This is a genomic window from Pseudomonas sp. B611 (assembly GCF_055407965.1).
This window is the reverse complement of sequence record NZ_JBUZST010000001.1, coordinates 348,890-365,277: the sequence shown is the minus strand read 5'-3', so window position 1 is coordinate 365,277 and position 16,388 is coordinate 348,890. Positions and strand designations below refer to the sequence as shown.

Sequence of the window (16,388 nt, the reverse complement as noted above, 5' to 3'; positions counted from 1 at the left end):
TAGTCCCGACAGAGCAAGAAAGCCATGATCCCTCTACAGCGCAGGTACTGGGTGCGCTTACAGGTAAACGACGTCGAAGGTGGCGCTGCCGTCCAGCAGTATTTCTTCTGTGATAGGCAGTGATCGCTTCTCAGCAAGGGTCGGAGCAATAATCACATCGACCTTCAAGTTTTGCAGCGGCAGTGGTGTCGCCGCTCCACCCGAAGCGCCATTTAGCGTGCGCATCCAGCCAACCTGCCAAATGGTATCCCACGCATCTATCCAACTGTTGCCATCCTCAGATTCAATAATTGCCCGGGACACTCCGTCGCCTGTCGCATTGGCCATTTTCAACAGGTACCAACCAATTTTTTTATCGCCGCTGGCCAGGCCCAGGCCAAAGTTTTTCAAGAACGCACCAGGCTCGGCGGACGTTCCAGGACGGTTGTCAGTGCTTTTGACGGCCATCAGCGTTGCCGCTTCACACGCCACCGACAGTTCCAATCTGCCCTCGGGTAATGGGGTAAAACCGTTAGGCTTCAAATCCTGGGCGGAGATCTTGCCGTAGTCCACTACGCCCCCGCCCGACAAGGTGGGAACACAGGCCGAAGGAGTGATCATCCCTTTGACACTCAGGTCTACGCTGGATGCAGCGAACGAAGTTGATACGCCGGACAGCATCAGCGCGGCCGCCAGCAGGGTTAAAGACTGTTTCATTAGTTAAGGCTTCCATCTATAGCCTGACAGCGAGTCAATAAGCACGAGCACCCTCTCGCCCGACAAATCATTCACTGTCGACTTTATTATTTAGGACTAGGATTTTAGGTTTCAATCATTCAAGACCGAAACACGTGGCTACTGTAGATCCCGCCAACGCTTAGTTGAATACAAACATTACGATTTGGAGACTTACGATTGTCACACGCCACAATTTACTTAGGCTCAGAGATAAATGACGGTAAACGTGACACTGCCATCCATCTCAATCTCGCTCGTGATCGGCAGAGAACTTTTGTCACTGATCCATGGGGCAATGACTATATCGGTTTGAAACACTTGCATCGGCAGCGGAACATACTTTCCGGCATTGAGCGTACGCTCCCAACCGGGTTGCCAAGACATGTTGCCTTCCACGTCCATCCAACCACCGCCATCAATGCTGCGCTCGATCACAGGGTGAGGCACGCCGTCCCCTATCGCATTTTCCGTTGCCATCTCATACCCGCCTATTCTCGCCCCACCGGGAGCCAAGCCTAATCCGTAGTAGGGCAGTCCGAGCGAGCTGTCGCGGCGGTTATCCGAGGCCTTCACCGCCATCAAGGTCTGGGCGTCACAGTTGACCGTCAGTTGCACCCGCTCTTTGCGCAGCAGTGTACGGCCCGTGGGGTTCAGGTCCTGGGCTGAGATCTTGCCGTAATCCACCGAACCTCCACGTGACAGGACCGGTGTGCAAGCCACCGGGGTAATCAACCCTTTGACGCTCAGGTCCACGCCGGAGGTAGCGAACGCAGGGGTAACTCCGGCCAGTAGCAAAGCCGCAGGCAAATACATCAGCTTGAATGTCATCAGTTATAATTCATGGAAAGTGTGTGGTCGCGGGCAAGTGCACTTCACGCTCACTCATTCGCAGGGACGAAACCGACAAGCCAAGGAAACTTGCCACAACGGACCCACAGTAAAACGCGGCCGTTATAGAGCGCCACTCTAATAGACCCTAGCGTTATTAGGCATTCAACTAATACGAAAAGACCTGACCACTTCGACCGTCATAAAACTGCAACTAACACTCAAACATCAGGGCACCATGCCACTTTCCCGAGCATAAGCAAACAAATCTACGTCCGTGGAAATACATAACCGCAACATCGCCGTACTCTTCTGTTTGCTGATGGTCGAAATACTGCGATTGACCTGAGCGGCAATCTGGCTGACGGTCATGCCACTGGCCAACATGCGTACGACCTCACGCTCTTTGCCGGATAACTGGGGCGGCTGATCACTGCTGGCACCCGCCATATCCAATTGGGTACGCAAGCACTCGCTGACAAATGTGCGCCCATTGATCACTGCCTTCAGGGCCAACGGCAGCTCGCTCGCGGAGGCGCTCTTGGCCACAATGGCGCGGGCGCCGTGGCTGAAAGCAGCCCTGAGCGTGGCCACGTTGGCGAACATGGTGACCAGAATCACCGGCAGCGTCGGATGCTGGCGCTGTAGCAGTCCCAACAAGCCAAAACCGTCTGCCTGTTGGTCACCGGGCATGGCAAAGTCGGTCACAATCACATCGCATGGCGTAGTCGCCATCAATGCCAGGAGCTGGTCGGGACCATTGGCTTCCCCAACGACCTTGAACACGCCGCTGGCCTCTATGACCACTTTTTGACCAACACGAACAATGGGGTGATCGTCGGCAATTATTATCCGAAACATCGTGCTATCCATGATGGCAATTTGAGTTTTTTCAAAATACCTCGACACGCTTGTTACAACAACACTTGGAAACGATCCGATTTCCTGTACGCCCTTTATTTATGCGGCGAAAACTTATGCCTACAACATAAAAAGAATCGGAGTACAGAAACAACCTACATGACAGAAAGGAAACTTCCTTCTTATTTATGTAGGACGCTACAGATTGGCCAAGTAAGACAGATACCGCTCGATTTCTTGCTCGAACCGTTCAAGCAGGGGTTTATTGGCCGCGATACCACTGCGCCGGACCCGCTCGATCAAGCAGATTGCACGTTGCTCCAGACCGGTATCGCCGAAAAAAGCCACCCCGCCCACCAGCCGGTGCAGATGTTCGACGGTCAACTTGACGTCCAAGTCTTCGCGCGCCAGCTCAAGCGCGGCGAGGTCATCGTGCGCTTCCTGGAGCAGGCAGAACAACAAGGGCTCCACTACCTCCCAAAAGCCGAACATGGCAATAAGGCTGGCGCGCGTCGGAAACCGGCCATGCATACGTGCCAAATTGGCCGCATGCCTTGTCGGGTGTACACGGGACTTGGGATCGGGCAACCAATACAGCAGCGCTTCACGCAATTGCTCAAGGGTGACGGGTTTGAGCATCCAGTCATCCATGCCGCAGCCAACACAGCGGCGCATCTGCTCGGCATCGAGGCCGGCCGTCATGGCGATCACCGGTAGACGTGCGGTTCCAGCCCGGCTCTCACGACGGCGCAGCTCCCGTGTCAGGGCATAGCCATCCATCCCGGGCATGCGGCAGTCACTGATCAGCAGGTGAAAAGGTCGTGCGGCCAATGCATCAAGGGCCGCTTGCCCGTCACCGACGGTTTGGTGCGCCACACCCAGCGTGCTCAAGAAGGAGCCGATCAACAAACGATAGGCCCGGTGATCGTCTGCCAGTAACACCCGCACTTTCTGCCAATGGACAGGCGAGGGCACTGACGGGGGAAAGCATTGCGGACTACAGCCAGCAGTCGGATCCTGCATAGCTACCTCGTGCAAAACGATCAGCGCGCCAGCCCAACAACAAGGGACGACGGTTGCCGACCTGTCGGTCGACCTCACTCGATTTTTCGCGCAAGGGCCTTTACAGCCATTCAAAATGAATGAATAGCCATTATTTAAGTGCGCAGAAAATATCCGAATGGGTAAATGATGGCGATACAACAACTACGACAACGCAGAACTTCCTACAGACACAGAGAGCCCTTCCAACGCACCTGCAACACCGGCGAGCACTATCGTAATAGTTGCATTCACCCTCGCATGCCCCACCGCTAAAGTCGCCGTCGCTCGGGCTCAAGAAGGCGCGAGGGGGCTTAAAACAACCCACTGCCACTCCCTCAGCGCACCGCCTAGAGCTCCCCGTCCCTTTAATACGCTAGGAGCCCCATTCAATGAAAGCCTCATTCGCCACGCTGGTGGCGGTCGCCCTGCTGGGCGGTACGTCTTGCGTACTAGCCGCCAGCAGCGCCGATCTGACCGTTAAAGGCAGCATTACACCCAGTGCGTGCACACCCAGTCTGTCCCAGGGAGGAAGCGTCGATTACGGCAAGATCCCAGCCAAGGACTTGGCTGTGGAGCGCATGACAGACCTCCCTGAAGTCATGCTCCAACTAGGCGTCAACTGCGAATCAGCAACCGTATTTGCGCTGCGTGCTTCGGACAATCGTGCTGGCTCGTCCTACTTGTCATTACCGATTTTTTACGGGCTGGGCTTGGTCAATGGCAGCCAGAAACTGGGGGTCTATGAGTTGAGGCTTTTCAACCCGGTCGGGGACAGCCCAGTGACCCCCTTGTACTCCGCCGACAATGGCGAAACCTGGTTGAGCAACCCCTCTGGCACCTATTTCGCCACGGATTCCTGGGCAGGTTTCGGCGATACCTCCACTGGCGGGCCTTACTCCCCCAAGGCGCTGCGTAACGTAGCGGTTGACCTGAAAGTAATGACCAGCATTGCCCCCGCCAAAAGCCTGACCTTAACCGGGGAGGTCCCCCTGGACGGCCACGCCACGATAGATCTGGTGTACCTCTGACCCTCAATCGAAAGACACCCACTCACAAGGATTTGTGCCCATGCAGAGAAGCACCCCTGCCGTCTTCGCACTCGTGTTGGCGACCCTCACCCCCGGCGCCTTTGCCGCCAGCAATACGGACTTGAGCGTCACCGGGATCATCACCCCGGCGTCGTGCACGCCTGTGCTGTCCGGCGGTGGCGTGATCGACCACGGCAAGCTGACGGCCAAGGATTTGCACCCGGACTTTCCCACCAGCCTGCAAGCCGGGGAAATGCAACTGCAGGTGCAGTGTGAGGGGGCAACGTTTTTCACCCTGACCACCGTCGACAATCGCGCCGGCAGCTCGGCGATCAACCCGGCACACCACGGGCTGGGCATCATCAACGATGACCAGAAACTCGGCAGCGTGGCGTTTGGCGTGTTCGACCCGGTGGCCGATAGCGTGCCGGTGCAAACCATCCTGTCCCGCGACAACGGCGCCAGCTGGCGTCCGTCCTCGTACCTGGGGCACGCAGCCCTGACTTCGTTCGCCCCGCCTGCAGGCCCTTATACCCCGATGGCCCTACAAACCCTCAGCGCACGTTTGCGGGCATTCACCGTGATCGTGCCCGCCAGCGACCTGACCCTGCTCGACGAAGTGCCCATCGATGGCCAGGCCACGCTGCAACTCAAGTACTGGTAACCCCTACTTTTAATCTCAACCTGGAGCCTCACCATGAACACCGTATTCAAATCCGTCACCGCCGCCCTGCTGGTCGCCAGCAGCGCCACTGCGTTTGCCGCGTCCAGTGTCGACCTGACGGTCAAGGGCCTGATCACCCCAAGTGCCTGCACGCCGGCGCTGTCCAACGGCGGGGCCGTGGACTACGGCAAGATCTCGGCCAAGGACCTGAACATCGATAAGGTGACCCCTCTTGCCCAGCAATCCCTGCAGCTCACCGTCACCTGTGACGCGGCGACCCTGATGGCCCTTGACGCCGACGACAATCGCGCCGGGTCGAACCACGGCAACGACATGATGGAATTCGGCCTGGGCTTGATCAATGACACCGAAAAACTCGGCGCCATGACCCTGCGACTGATGTCGCCTATTGCCGATGGCGTGGGGGTCAAGGCCATCGGTTCCGAAGACGGCGGCGTCACATGGTTCAGTGAGCGCTACCTGATGCCCGAGAACCTGATCTCGGTCGCCAACACCAGCGCCGATGCGCCGATCCCGGTTCAGGTGCTGACATCAGAAATACGTGTCGACCCCAAGATCGCCCCAGCCAGTGGCTTGACCCTGACCAACGAAGCCGCCATCGACGGCTCGGTGACCATCACCGTGCGCTACCTGTAACCCCAGAAGCGTGCAACGGCAGCCCTTCCTGCCGTTGCCGCGCCTAGACCACTGAACCAGGCAACCGGTGAACCTCCTCCATGAAGCACGTCCCTTCACGCCTTCTTGCCCTGTTTTATCTGCTCAGCGTCGGCTCATCGGTGCTGGCAGCGTCCAGTACCGAACTGAACGTCACGGGCTTGATCACGCCCAGTGCATGCTCCCCCACGTTGTCGGCCGACGGCATCGTCGACCATGGCAAGGTACCGGCACGCAGCCTCAATCAGTACGAGTACAGCGCCCTGCCTGCCCAGGCCCTGGACCTGACGGTGAGTTGCAACGAGCCGGTGCTGTTCGTACTGGTCGGCATGGACAACCGCGCTGACTCTTCGTTGGGTCCGGGTTTTTATTACGGCCTGGGTACCAACATCCATGTACCCACTGAACGTCTGGGCACCGTGTCACTGGCGTTTCGCGAAGTCATGGGCGATGGCGAGCGCGTGCTGGTGCTGGCGTCCAGCAACCAGGGCCTGACCTGGTTTCCGGAATCCAATGCATACCCGAACAACTACATGGGCTTTGCCCACCCCGGCACGCTGGTGCCGGAGCCACACCGGCTGCTGACAGCCACATTGCAAGTCAACACGTCCATCAACGCCGCCGCCTATCTGACCCTCAAGCAGGAGGTGCCTCTGGACGGCTCCATCGTGCTTGACCTGAGGTATCTGTAGCCATGACTCCCCTACCCTTTTTTACTCGACTGTTCACGTACCTGCGCTACGCCGGCATTTACCTCGCCTCACTCGCCCTGGCATCCGGCGCGCCTGCGCTGGTACTGGCCGATGGCATGGTGCCCGACACCTCGGTGGTGATCGTCAATGAAGCCGAAGGTGAAGCATCGGTCACCGTCACCAACACCGACGACAAGCTGGCCCTGTTGCACGTCACCCTCGAAGACATCCCCGAAGACAAGGCTTCGCTGCTGTTCGTCACGCCTCCCCTGGCGCGGGTCGAGCCGACCAAGAGCCAACTGATCCGCTTCATCCTGCAATCCCCCGAGCCCCTGACCACCCAGCGCTTGAAGCGGGTGATTTTCGAAGGCATGCCCCAGGGGCGTGCCGCAGCACTGGCCGGGCATGCGCGGGTGGGTGTCACCGTGCGCCAGAACCTGCCAGTCATTCTGCACCCCAAGGGCCTGGCGCCCAATCGCACGCCGTGGACCGGGCTGGAGTGGCGTTTGAACAGCGACCAATTGAGCGTGAGCAACCCGACGCCCTACGTGGTACGCCTGGCCCAGGAGTTGAAGCTGTTGCCCGGTGGTGGTTCGGCGTTGTTGCCGCGCACATACGTGCTGCCGGGTGAAACCCTGAAGGTGACGGCCAGCGGCAGCGGTGCGAACCGTGTGCAGTTGCAGCCGGCCACGGTGTACGGCTTTGCCGTGGCGCCCTACGAAGCACCCATCAGCCTATAAAAAAGAGTGGCCTGCCAACGCCACCATCAGGCCTGACTCACCACAGAGTGAGCGGGCCGCCAACTGTTGAGTACGACCTTGTGAGCACAGCTATGACTGACCGCGACGGCGGCGCCGTGCCTGGCGTTTCACCACGCCCGGCACCTTATATTCTGGCGGGGCTGGCCCTGGCGTTGGGCAGTGCACTGCCCATGGGAGAGGCACGGGCCCATGATGACCTGATCGCCGGCTCCTTCGACCCCCAAACCCTGTCGAGACGCGGCATCGACCCGGAACTGGCCAACCTGCTGCTGGAGGCACCGCGCTTTGCCTCGGGCCGGCACGCCGTCAACCTGAACGTCAACGGCCAGCGCCGTGGCCGGGTGGATGTGACCTTCGAGCCACAGGGTGGCTTGTGTTTCAACCGCACACTGCTGGATGCCGCAAACCTGATCGTGCCCGATGACAACGGCACCCCGACCTGCCATCGCTTTACCGAACGCTTCCCGCAGACCGTGATCGAGCAAGACCCCGCCAGCCTGAGCCTGGCCCTGGTCGTACCGACCGACGCCTTGCGCCCAGCGCAACAGGACATCTCCGGCTACCAGACCGGCGGCTTTGCCGGTCTGCTCAACTACGACCTGACCGGTCTCTACAACGAGTTCGGCGACAGCACTAGTCGCTTCGGTTCGGCCAATACGGAAGTGGGTTTCAACGCCGGTGATTGGATCGTGCGCAGCCGCCAGGTAAAGACCTGGCAGGACAGCCGCTCGCGCACCACGCACCTGGACGCCTACGCCCAGCGCACCTTCGCTGAACAGCGGGCAGTGTTGCAGGCGGGTCAGATCAGCCTCTACAACCCGGTGCTGGCCGGCACGCAGATCACCGGTGCCCAGGTGCTGACCGAAACGGCGCTGCAGGACCAGAACCAGGGTGCAACCATTACCGGTATCGCCAACAGCCCGGCCCAGGTGGAGGTACGCCAGAACGGCGCACTGATCCACTCAACCGTGGTACCCGCCGGCCCATTCGCCCTGACCGATGTGCGACGCTTGAACAGCCGCTCGGACGTGGAAGTCACGGTCAAGGAAACCACCGGCGAAGAGCGCCGCTTCACCGTGCCCGCCGGCATGCTCGGCCTGGGATTGCCGGCGCCAGGCTATTCGATGGCCGCCGGCCGCGTGCGCCAGATTGGCAACAGCGACGGCAAGGAGCCTTGGGTAGTCAGCGCCGGCTGGAGCGGCACGGTGCACCCGCAAGTCAGCGTGGGCGGTGGGGTGCTGATGGCCGATGCGTATCGTGCCATTGGCGTGAACCTGGGTTGGCTGCCCTGGCAGGACAGCCAGTTGCAGTTCACCGCCCAGGCCGCCGAAGCCAGCCGCGAGGGGCGTGATCGCGGGGTACAGACGGATCTTTCCTGGTCCCAGCGCTTGAGCGACAACTGGTCGGTCAGTACCGCCGGTTCCTGGCGTTCCCAGGGTTATCGTGACCTCGAGGATTCCACCTACATCGGCAACAGTCGCGACCAACAACGCTCGCGCTACCGCGATCAGCAAAGCGTCACCGCCTCCTGGGCGCATCCGGCGCTAGGGGCGTTCAGCGCAGGCGTATCGCGCACGGCGTCGTATAACGGCGAAAGCAGCAGCCGCGCGCTTGCATCCTGGGGCACCAGCTTTGGCCGGGTGTCGGTGTCTGCCAGCGCCGAGTGGCAGGTCGGTGGCCGCCAGCAGAACGACAACAGCGTCTACCTGAACCTCAGCGTGCCGTTGGGCGAAAGCCGACGCGGCCGCGCCTGGGCGCGTCGCACGGGTGGCGAACATCGCCTCGGCGTCGGGGTGAGTGACCAGCTCAACGATCAACTCAGTTACCGGGTGGGCGTGGAGCGCGACAGCCGCGACCGCGAGGTGGAGTCGTCGCTCGGCGTATCGGCCTTGCCGTGGTACAGCCAGCTGGACTTCAACTACACCCGCAGCGACGACGAGCGCTCCAGCTACCAGGGCGGAGCTCGTGGCGGCGTGGTGGTGCATGGCGAGGGCGTGACCTTCTCGCCCTACCCGGTGCGCGACACCTTCGCCGTGATGTCGGTGGGCGAGATGTCCGGGGTCAAGGTCAGCACCCCTAGTGGCCCGGTCTGGACCGATTGGCAAGGCCTGGCCGTGGTGCCGCAGGTCAGCGCCTATGGCCGCAGCCCGGTGGAAGTGCAAACCCGCTCGCTGCCGCGCAATGCCGATATCCACAACGGCCTGGCGGTGATCTCCGCCGGGCGCGGGGCGGTGGACAAGGTGCAGTTCGGCGTAGCCCTCACCCGCCGTGCATTGCTCAACGTCACCACCGACAGTGGCCAGCCAATCCCAAGGGGGGCCACCGTCAGTACCGCTGAAGGTGAGTTCGTCACCCTGGTGCAGGAAGGCAGCCAAGTGTTCCTGCCCGACGTGCTCGACCCACGCCCACTGTGGATCAAGGCTCAGGGGCAACCGCGCTGTCGCCTGGAATTCGACCTGCCGGAAGACGCCGACCCCGAGGTGTATTTCGAAACCGCACCGGCCCGTTGCCGCCCGTCATGAGGACTAACACCATGGGCTTCAAACACCTGTTGCATCCCTTGGCTTTGCTGCTGAGCACCCATGCCTGGGGCGTGGAAGACTGCCAGCTCAACCTCAGCCAGGCCGAGTTGGACTTCGGCCTGACGAACCGCGCCGTGGCGCTTGTGCCCGCACCCGAGCGGCTGCTGGGCGAGCGACGCATCAGCCTGACGCTTAACTGTCCGCAGCCCACCGACTTGAACCTGTTCTACCGAGCGCCGGGCGCGAGCGATGAGCGCTTTCGTTTCACCGAGCGCGGCAGCTACGCGTTGCGGGTCAGCGAAGCCGTGCTGGATGGCCAGGCCGTCGAGCTGGGCCGGATTGCCGGCCAGGGCCAGGCGCCGTCGGTGGTCAGCGCGCAACTGGCCTGGCAACCAGGCCATGGCCTGGTGCCGATGCGCGGCGGCGTTGCCGTGTTGGGGCGCAACCTGTCGTTGCAAATCGACGCCAGCGCCTGGGCCAGTGAGGACGCCGCGCGGGTGCGCGAAGCCGTGACCTGGGACGCCACCGGGCTGTTCGATGCGCTCGCCGCCGGTCGCTCGCGGGAGCTGCGCTTACAGGCACGTTTCGCGCCGGCGGCGTGCACACCCACGCTGTCCAACGGCGGGCATGTGGCGTTGGGCAAGTTGTCGGTCAGTGATCTGAATGTCGACAAAGACACGCTCCTGGCACCGCGGGCGGTATCCCTCAGCGTGGTCTGCGATGCCCCGACCGCGTTCGCCCTACGCATGCAGGACAACCGCCAGGGCTCGGCCACCGGCGTCGCCGATGAAAGCACCTACGGGCTGGGCCTGGACGCCCGCCAACAAAAGATCGGGCGCTACCGCTTGCTGTTCGATCCGGCCCACATCAATGCCGACACCTTCGCCCAAGTGTTCAACACCGACTCCGCCACCGGTGGGCTGCCCTGGAGCAGCGCCAGCAGCCGCACGGCGGCGGTCGGTGCCAATCGCTACCTGGGCTTTAGCGCCACCTCCGGCAGTACCGGCGGCCCCAGCGCCATTCAAAACCTCAACGCCACGCTGAGCCTGGAGGCGGTCATTGCGCCCCTGGGTTCGCTGGATTTGGGCAACGAGGTCCGGATCGACGGTTCGGGCACTCTCGAAATTCACTATTTATAGGAGCACTGCATGAAACCTTTTCTGATGCCTTTAGCCGTCCTGGCCTGGCTGGCCACTGTGCCATCCCAGGCAGCTTCCAGCGTTGACCTGAACGTGACTGGCCTGATTACCCCCAGTGCCTGCGAACCCAGCCTGTCCAATGGTGGCCTGTACGACCTGGGCAAAATCGCCGCCAAAGACCTCAACACCGACCAGCCCACCCAGCTGCCAGAGCACACGCTGCAGCTGTCGATTATCTGCGACGCATCGACCCTGCTAGCCCTGCAACCCAGGGACAATCGCCTCGGGTCCAGCGAAGCAGGCGCCCCACGGTTTGGCCTAGGACTGGTCAACGGAACCGTACCGTTGGGCTATATGCGGCTGGACCTCAACGCCATCGTGGCCGATGGTGTCGGCATGCACCCGATAGGTTCCAGCGGGCCATCCACTTGGGCCCCCACCAGTCTGCTGTCCCATTACTTTCTCTCGTCCTTCGCACTTGCCCCGACCCTGCCCATTCCAGCACCGGTGCAGCAACTCACCGCAGGCGTGCTGATCAGGCCCACCATCGCCCCCGCGAACAGCCTGCCGCTGAACGAAGAAGTGCCCATCGACGGTTCCGTGACCCTGTCCATGAACTACCTGTAGGAGCTAGACCATGAAAACGTTACTGATCCCTCTGGCGACCTGTGCATGGCTGGCCAGCGCACTGCCCGCCCAGGCCGCTTCCACCGTCGAACTGACCGTCGGCGGCCTGATCACGCCCATGGCCTGCACCCCCGTGCTGTCCGGCGGCGGCTTGATCGACTTCGGCAAGATATCCCAGCAGGACCTCAACCAGGCCACCGGCACGCGGCTGCCACTCAAAACCCTGAACCTGACTGTCAGCTGCAACGCCCCCGGCCGCTATGCCCTGCGCATGGCCGACAACCGAGACGGCACGGCCCACGTCAACAGCGAGATCTACTACGGCCTGGGCCTGGACAGCGCAGGCAACCGGATTGGCGTGTACTCGGTCAAATTCGACCCCAAGCAAACCGTGGCCGACGACTTGGCAGTGGCCTATGGCACCGAGTCGACCACCGGCGGCGTGGCCTGGCGTACGTCCAATACCAACCCCATCGACATCGGTTCACGCAGCTTGCTGGGCTTTACCGATGTGGCGGGCAGCACCGCCGGGCCTTCGGCCATCCGGAACCTGACAAGTACCTTGACTCTGGAAGCCGTGATCAATGCCAGGCAGAACCTGGATCTGAGCGTCGAGACCCCCATGGACGGCTCCGCGACGCTGGAAGTGGTGTACCTGTAATCAGACCTTTTCGCTGGTGACGCCGACGAACCCGGCGCGCCCCGCCCCGCAACCCGTGACAATTGCACCGACGCCGATCACCGCGAAAACCCAACCGGTGGCTCCCCAGCCACCGGTCCAGTCATGCAGGACGCCCACCGCCAGCGGTCCCATGGACGCCAGGGTGTAGCCGAACCCCTGGGCCATGCTCGACAGGTTGGCCGCCACATGGGAGTCCCGTGAGCGCAGCACGATCAAGGTCAGCGCCAGGCTGAAGGTGCCGCCCTGGCCCAGGCCAAGCAGAATCGCCCAACCCCACAGCCCTTCGATGGGCGCATACAGGCAACCGAACAGACCGCCGAGGGTCAGCAGCATCACCACCACGATGGCCAGGCGCTGGTCCTTGCCACGGGTGGCCAGCCACGGCGCGGCGAGGGAGCTGATCAACTGCACGATGATCGAACCCGACAGCGCCAACCCGGCCTCAGTGGCACTCAGGCCGCGGCCGATCAGAATGGACGGCAGCCAGCCAAACACGATGTAGGCCAACGACGATTGCAGGCCCATGTACAAGGTGACTTGCCAGGCCAGCGGATCACGCAGCAGCCCCTTCACGCGGTAGGCAACCCGGTGAGTACCCTGTTTGTGCCCGACCTGAGGCAGCCAGAACAACGCCGCTACCACGGCAGGCACAATCCAGAATCCCAGGCCGATATTCCAACTGTCGTCGAAATACTGGCTCAGGGGCACCGTCGCCCCTGCCGCCACCGCCGCGCCCAGGCACAGGGCCATGGTGTAGACACCGGTCATGGTGCCTGCCTGCTTGGCGAAATCTCGCTTGACGATGCCCGGTAGCAACACGCCGATGATGCCGATGCTGGCGCCTGCGATCAGGCTCCCGGCGAACAACCCTGCCTCGCCAAACGAGCTGCGCAGGATGATGCCTGCGGCCAGCGTGAGCAGAATCCCCAACACCACCCGCTCCGCCCCAAAACGCCGCGCGAGGATTGGCGCCAGCGGCGCGAACAGCCCCAGGCACAGCACCGGCAAGGTGGTCAGCAAACCGGCCTTGGCCGCCGACAGTCCCAGGCTGTCGGACACTTTGCTGAGCAGCGGCGAAAGACTCGACAGCGCCGGACGCAGGTTCATTGCCACCAGGACCAGTCCCACGATCAACAACCACGGGCGGCTCACCACCGGCGGAAGGTGTTCCACCACTTCGTCGTCGGCTTCGGCGTCGATCAACAGTTCTTCAAGCTTGGTTTCAGAGGTCATGGATCAAACGCCGGCAGAGGGATGGGCGTTTGCCCTGATCACTGGTTGAAAAGTCCCACAGCCTATTCGGACGCGCCTACAAGAGCAACGCACTAGGTTTTTCAGGCAGGAAAAGGAGCAGTATTTTCGATTGGTAAAATTACCCTTTGAGGGTAATTATTGGACTCAGGTGTCTTATGGAAAAGTACACACCTCATTAAGATTTGGCCTTGGTTAAGGCTGAAGTCATCAGATCAGGTAGAAAGGCGTTTACAGCAAGTGCCTGGGAAGGCCCTCGGCGACTCAAGTTGTGCACGAGCCAAATGCAACAGGTGGTCTGCGCGCTTGAGCAGCGCATGTTGCACAAATCAATGACGACGTACGCAGACCATCGGGTATGGCAGGACGTCTACCTGAGCAAGATTTACGGCACGGAGATTTACATCAAAGTGACTTACCGCCCTGGCGGTGGGCCTCCCGTAATTGCCTTCAAGGAGAAAACCCTATGAGAACCCAGCAATGCATGAGCTGTGGAACCCATGACGCAATGCAGCATTTCGAAGGTCGCACCTTCACGATTAACACGCGGGGAATGATTCGGGATATTCCTGACATTGCAGGCTGGGAATGCGAGGTCTGTCATGAAGTTGAATTCGATCACGACGACGACAGTGCTGAACGATATCGAGAGGCTTCCGATCAGCTATTGATCGACGCGCGTAAAATCATCGCCGCCGAAATGAAGCGCATCCGCCGCAAGCTGCACCTCACACAGAAAGACGCGGTGCGGCTCTTGACCGTCCGCGGGCACAATGCATTTTCTCGTTATGAACGGGCCGAGATTTTTCCGCCGGAACCGTTGCTCACATTGATGCGCCTGCTCGATAAACACCCTCACCTGCTGGCAGAGATAGAGGCCCTGAATGTCGGGGAAGACTTGAACCGACTGCTCATCGAAAAAGATGCACAGCTGCTGGCGGCTCAAGCCTCCTGACACAATGCAGCAGGCAAAAATAAACCCGGCACCAGGCCGGGTCTATTTATTCACGCATCGATCAATGAATGATCTGGCTCAAGAACAACTTGGTCCGCTCATTCTGCGGGTTGTCGAAGAAGTCGTTCGGCGCCGCCTGTTCGACGATCTCGCCCTTGTCCATGAAGATCACGCGATTGGCCACGGTGCGCGCAAAGCCCATTTCGTGGGTCACGCACAACATGGTCATGCCGTCTTCGGCCAGGCCGATCATGGTGTCCAAGACCTCTTTCACCATTTCCGGGTCGAGCGCCGAGGTCGGCTCATCGAACAGCATGATTTTCGGCTTCATGCACAACGCGCGGGCAATCGCCACACGCTGTTGCTGACCGCCAGAGAGCTGGCCCGGAAACTTGTGGGCCTGCTCCGGGATGCGCACGCGCTCCAGGTAGTGCATGGCAATTTCTTCGGCCTTGCGCTTGGGCATCTTGCGCACCCACATCGGCGCCAACGTGCAGTTTTGCAGGATGGTCAGGTGCGGGAACAGGTTGAAGTGCTGGAACACCATGCCGACTTCGCGGCGGATCGCTTCGATCTGCTTGAGGTCGTTGGTCAGTTCCACACCGTCCACCACGATGCGGCCCTGCTGGTGTTCTTCCAGGCGGTTGAGGCAGCGGATGGTGGTGGACTTGCCCGAACCCGACGGGCCGCACAGCACGATACGCTCGCCCTGCTTGACGTTGAGGTTGATGTCTTTCAACACGTGGAACTGGCCGTACCACTTGTTGACGCCCTGCATCTGGATAATGCCTTCAGGGCTCACAGGCTGTTTGATCGCTTCGCTCATAACAACAACTCCTAACGCTTGTGGCCTGTGTCGAGCTTATGTTCCAAATGAATGGAATAGCGCGACATACCAAAACAGAAAATCCAGAACACCAGGGCGGCGAACACGTAGCCTTCAGTGGCCATGCCCAACCATTTCGGGTCGGCGGCGGCTTGCTTGACGCTATTGAGCAGGTCGAACAGGCCGATGATGATCACAAGGCTCGTGTCCTTGAACAGCGCGATAAACGTGTTGACGATGCCGGGGATTACCATCTTCAGGGCTTGCGGCAGGATCACCAGGCCCATCGAACGCCAATAACCCAGGCCCATCGCTGCGGCCGCTTCGTACTGACCTTTGGGAATCGCCTGCAAGCCACCGCGCACCACTTCGGCGACGTAGGCCGACTGGAACAGGATCACACCGATCAGCGCCCGTAGCAGTTTGTCGATGCCCATGCCTTCGGGCAGGAACAACGGCAGCATCACCGAGGACATGAACAGCACGGTGATCAACGGCACGCCGCGCCAGAATTCGATGAAGGTCACGCAGACCACACGAATCGCCGGCATGTTCGAACGCCGCCCCAGTGCCAGCACAATCCCCAGCGGCAACGCACCGGCGATACCCACGGTGGCGATCACCAGGGTCAGCATCAGGCCGCCCCATTGGCTGGTGGCCACGTTGCTCAGGCCGAAGATCCCGCCGTGCAACAGGAAGAACGCGATGATCGGGTACAGCACCAGGAAGCCCAGGCCGTAGATCGCCTTGCGCGGGAAGCGCGAGATGAACAACGGCGCCACGCCGACGATGGCCAGCCACACGGTCAGGTCCACGCGCCAGCGCAGGTCGCCGGGGTAGTAGCCGTACATGAACTGCCCGAAGCGCTGTTGGATAAACACCCAGCAGGCGCCTTCCTTGGTGCAATCGGCGCGTGTGGTGCCGACCCAGTTGGCATCCAGGATCGCCCAATGCAGGATCGGCGGCACCACCAGATAGACCAGGTAGAACGCCAGCAACGTCAGCAGGGTATTGAGCCAACTGGAAAACAGGTTGGCGCGCATCCATGCCACCGGGCCGAACACTTTGCTCGGCGGCGGCATATCAGGTTTGAAAGTATGCGTACTCATGCAGGTT

Annotated in this window: 18 protein-coding genes; 11 read left to right on the top strand and 7 right to left on the bottom strand. The window is 60.9% G+C overall.

From position 1 onward, the window contains the following. Positions 1-57: 57 nt before the first annotated feature. The 4 genes from ACZRMO_RS01760 to ACZRMO_RS01745 form a co-directional block, all read right to left on the bottom strand. Complete coding sequence (locus tag ACZRMO_RS01760) at positions 58-696, bottom strand: DUF1120 domain-containing protein (protein WP_463971690.1); 639 nt, start codon at positions 694-696, stop codon at positions 58-60. A gap of 225 nt (positions 697-921) precedes the next feature. After that, the gene (locus tag ACZRMO_RS01755; RefSeq protein ID WP_463971689.1) at positions 922-1,545 is read right to left on the bottom strand and encodes a DUF1120 domain-containing protein; all 624 of its coding nucleotides are present in this window, start codon (positions 1,543-1,545) and stop codon (positions 922-924) included. A gap of 228 nt (positions 1,546-1,773) precedes the next feature. Next, the gene (locus ACZRMO_RS01750; RefSeq protein ID WP_463972117.1) at positions 1,774-2,406 is read right to left on the bottom strand and encodes a response regulator; all 633 of its coding nucleotides are present in this window, start codon (positions 2,404-2,406) and stop codon (positions 1,774-1,776) included. Positions 2,407-2,604: 198 nt separating this feature from the next. Next, the gene (locus tag ACZRMO_RS01745) at positions 2,605-3,348 is read right to left on the bottom strand and encodes a response regulator (RefSeq protein ID WP_463971688.1); all 744 of its coding nucleotides are present in this window, start codon (positions 3,346-3,348) and stop codon (positions 2,605-2,607) included. Positions 3,349-3,839: 491 nt separating this feature from the next. On the opposite strand from ACZRMO_RS01745, the gene ACZRMO_RS01740 reads away from it, so the two are divergent. From ACZRMO_RS01740 to ACZRMO_RS01700, 9 genes are all read left to right on the top strand, one after another. Then, positions 3,840-4,478: a DUF1120 domain-containing protein gene (locus ACZRMO_RS01740; protein ID WP_463971687.1), complete on the top strand. Its 639-nt coding sequence runs from the start codon at positions 3,840-3,842 to the stop codon at positions 4,476-4,478. Positions 4,479-4,518: 40 nt separating this feature from the next. Next, complete coding sequence (locus ACZRMO_RS01735; protein ID WP_463971686.1) at positions 4,519-5,142, top strand: DUF1120 domain-containing protein; 624 nt, start codon at positions 4,519-4,521, stop codon at positions 5,140-5,142. A 33-nt stretch (positions 5,143-5,175) separates the two neighbouring features. Then, positions 5,176-5,799 carry a DUF1120 domain-containing protein gene (locus tag ACZRMO_RS01730; RefSeq protein ID WP_463971685.1) on the top strand — a complete coding sequence of 208 codons (624 nt, stop codon included), beginning with the start codon at positions 5,176-5,178 and terminating at the stop codon, positions 5,797-5,799. 80 nt (positions 5,800-5,879) lie between these two features. Further along, positions 5,880-6,509 (top strand): DUF1120 domain-containing protein, encoded by a 630-nt coding sequence (locus ACZRMO_RS01725; protein WP_463971684.1) that lies wholly within the window; start codon positions 5,880-5,882, stop codon positions 6,507-6,509. Between the two features lie 2 nt (positions 6,510-6,511). Next, entirely contained in the window at positions 6,512-7,249 is a 738-nt protein-coding gene (locus ACZRMO_RS01720; protein WP_463971683.1) for a fimbria/pilus chaperone family protein, read from the top strand. A gap of 92 nt (positions 7,250-7,341) precedes the next feature. Next, positions 7,342-9,792 carry a fimbria/pilus outer membrane usher protein gene (locus ACZRMO_RS01715; protein ID WP_463971682.1) on the top strand — a complete coding sequence of 817 codons (2,451 nt, stop codon included), beginning with the start codon at positions 7,342-7,344 and terminating at the stop codon, positions 9,790-9,792. An 11-nt stretch (positions 9,793-9,803) separates the two neighbouring features. Further along, positions 9,804-10,931 carry a DUF1120 domain-containing protein gene (locus ACZRMO_RS01710; RefSeq protein WP_463971681.1) on the top strand — a complete coding sequence of 376 codons (1,128 nt, stop codon included), beginning with the start codon at positions 9,804-9,806 and terminating at the stop codon, positions 10,929-10,931. Between the two features lie 9 nt (positions 10,932-10,940). After that, entirely contained in the window at positions 10,941-11,558 is a 618-nt protein-coding gene (locus tag ACZRMO_RS01705; protein ID WP_463971680.1) for a DUF1120 domain-containing protein, read from the top strand. A 10-nt stretch (positions 11,559-11,568) separates the two neighbouring features. Further along, positions 11,569-12,219, top strand: a complete 651-nt coding sequence (locus tag ACZRMO_RS01700; RefSeq protein ID WP_463971679.1) for a DUF1120 domain-containing protein — start codon at positions 11,569-11,571, stop codon at positions 12,217-12,219. Here ACZRMO_RS01700 and ACZRMO_RS01695 read toward each other — a convergent pair whose 3' ends face one another. Next, positions 12,220-13,473 (bottom strand): CynX/NimT family MFS transporter, encoded by a 1,254-nt coding sequence (locus ACZRMO_RS01695; protein ID WP_463971678.1) that lies wholly within the window; start codon positions 13,471-13,473, stop codon positions 12,220-12,222. It abuts the gene before it with no gap. A 203-nt stretch (positions 13,474-13,676) separates the two neighbouring features. Between ACZRMO_RS01695 and ACZRMO_RS01690 the strand changes: the two genes are divergently transcribed. Further along, positions 13,677-13,961, top strand: a complete 285-nt coding sequence (locus ACZRMO_RS01690) for a type II toxin-antitoxin system MqsR family toxin (protein ID WP_463971677.1) — start codon at positions 13,677-13,679, stop codon at positions 13,959-13,961. Further along, positions 13,958-14,446, top strand: coding sequence for a type II toxin-antitoxin system MqsA family antitoxin (locus ACZRMO_RS01685; protein ID WP_463971676.1), 489 nt, complete (start codon positions 13,958-13,960; stop codon positions 14,444-14,446). Before ACZRMO_RS01690 ends, ACZRMO_RS01685 begins: the two co-directional genes overlap by 4 nt. A 61-nt stretch (positions 14,447-14,507) precedes the next feature. Here the strand turns inward: ACZRMO_RS01685 and ACZRMO_RS01680 are convergent, their stop codons facing one another. Continuing rightward, positions 14,508-15,272, bottom strand: coding sequence for an amino acid ABC transporter ATP-binding protein (locus tag ACZRMO_RS01680; protein WP_463971675.1), 765 nt, complete (start codon positions 15,270-15,272; stop codon positions 14,508-14,510). Between the two features lie 11 nt (positions 15,273-15,283). Further along, positions 15,284-16,381, bottom strand: coding sequence for an amino acid ABC transporter permease (locus tag ACZRMO_RS01675; RefSeq protein ID WP_207039986.1), 1,098 nt, complete (start codon positions 16,379-16,381; stop codon positions 15,284-15,286). Positions 16,382-16,388 lie beyond the last annotated feature (7 nt).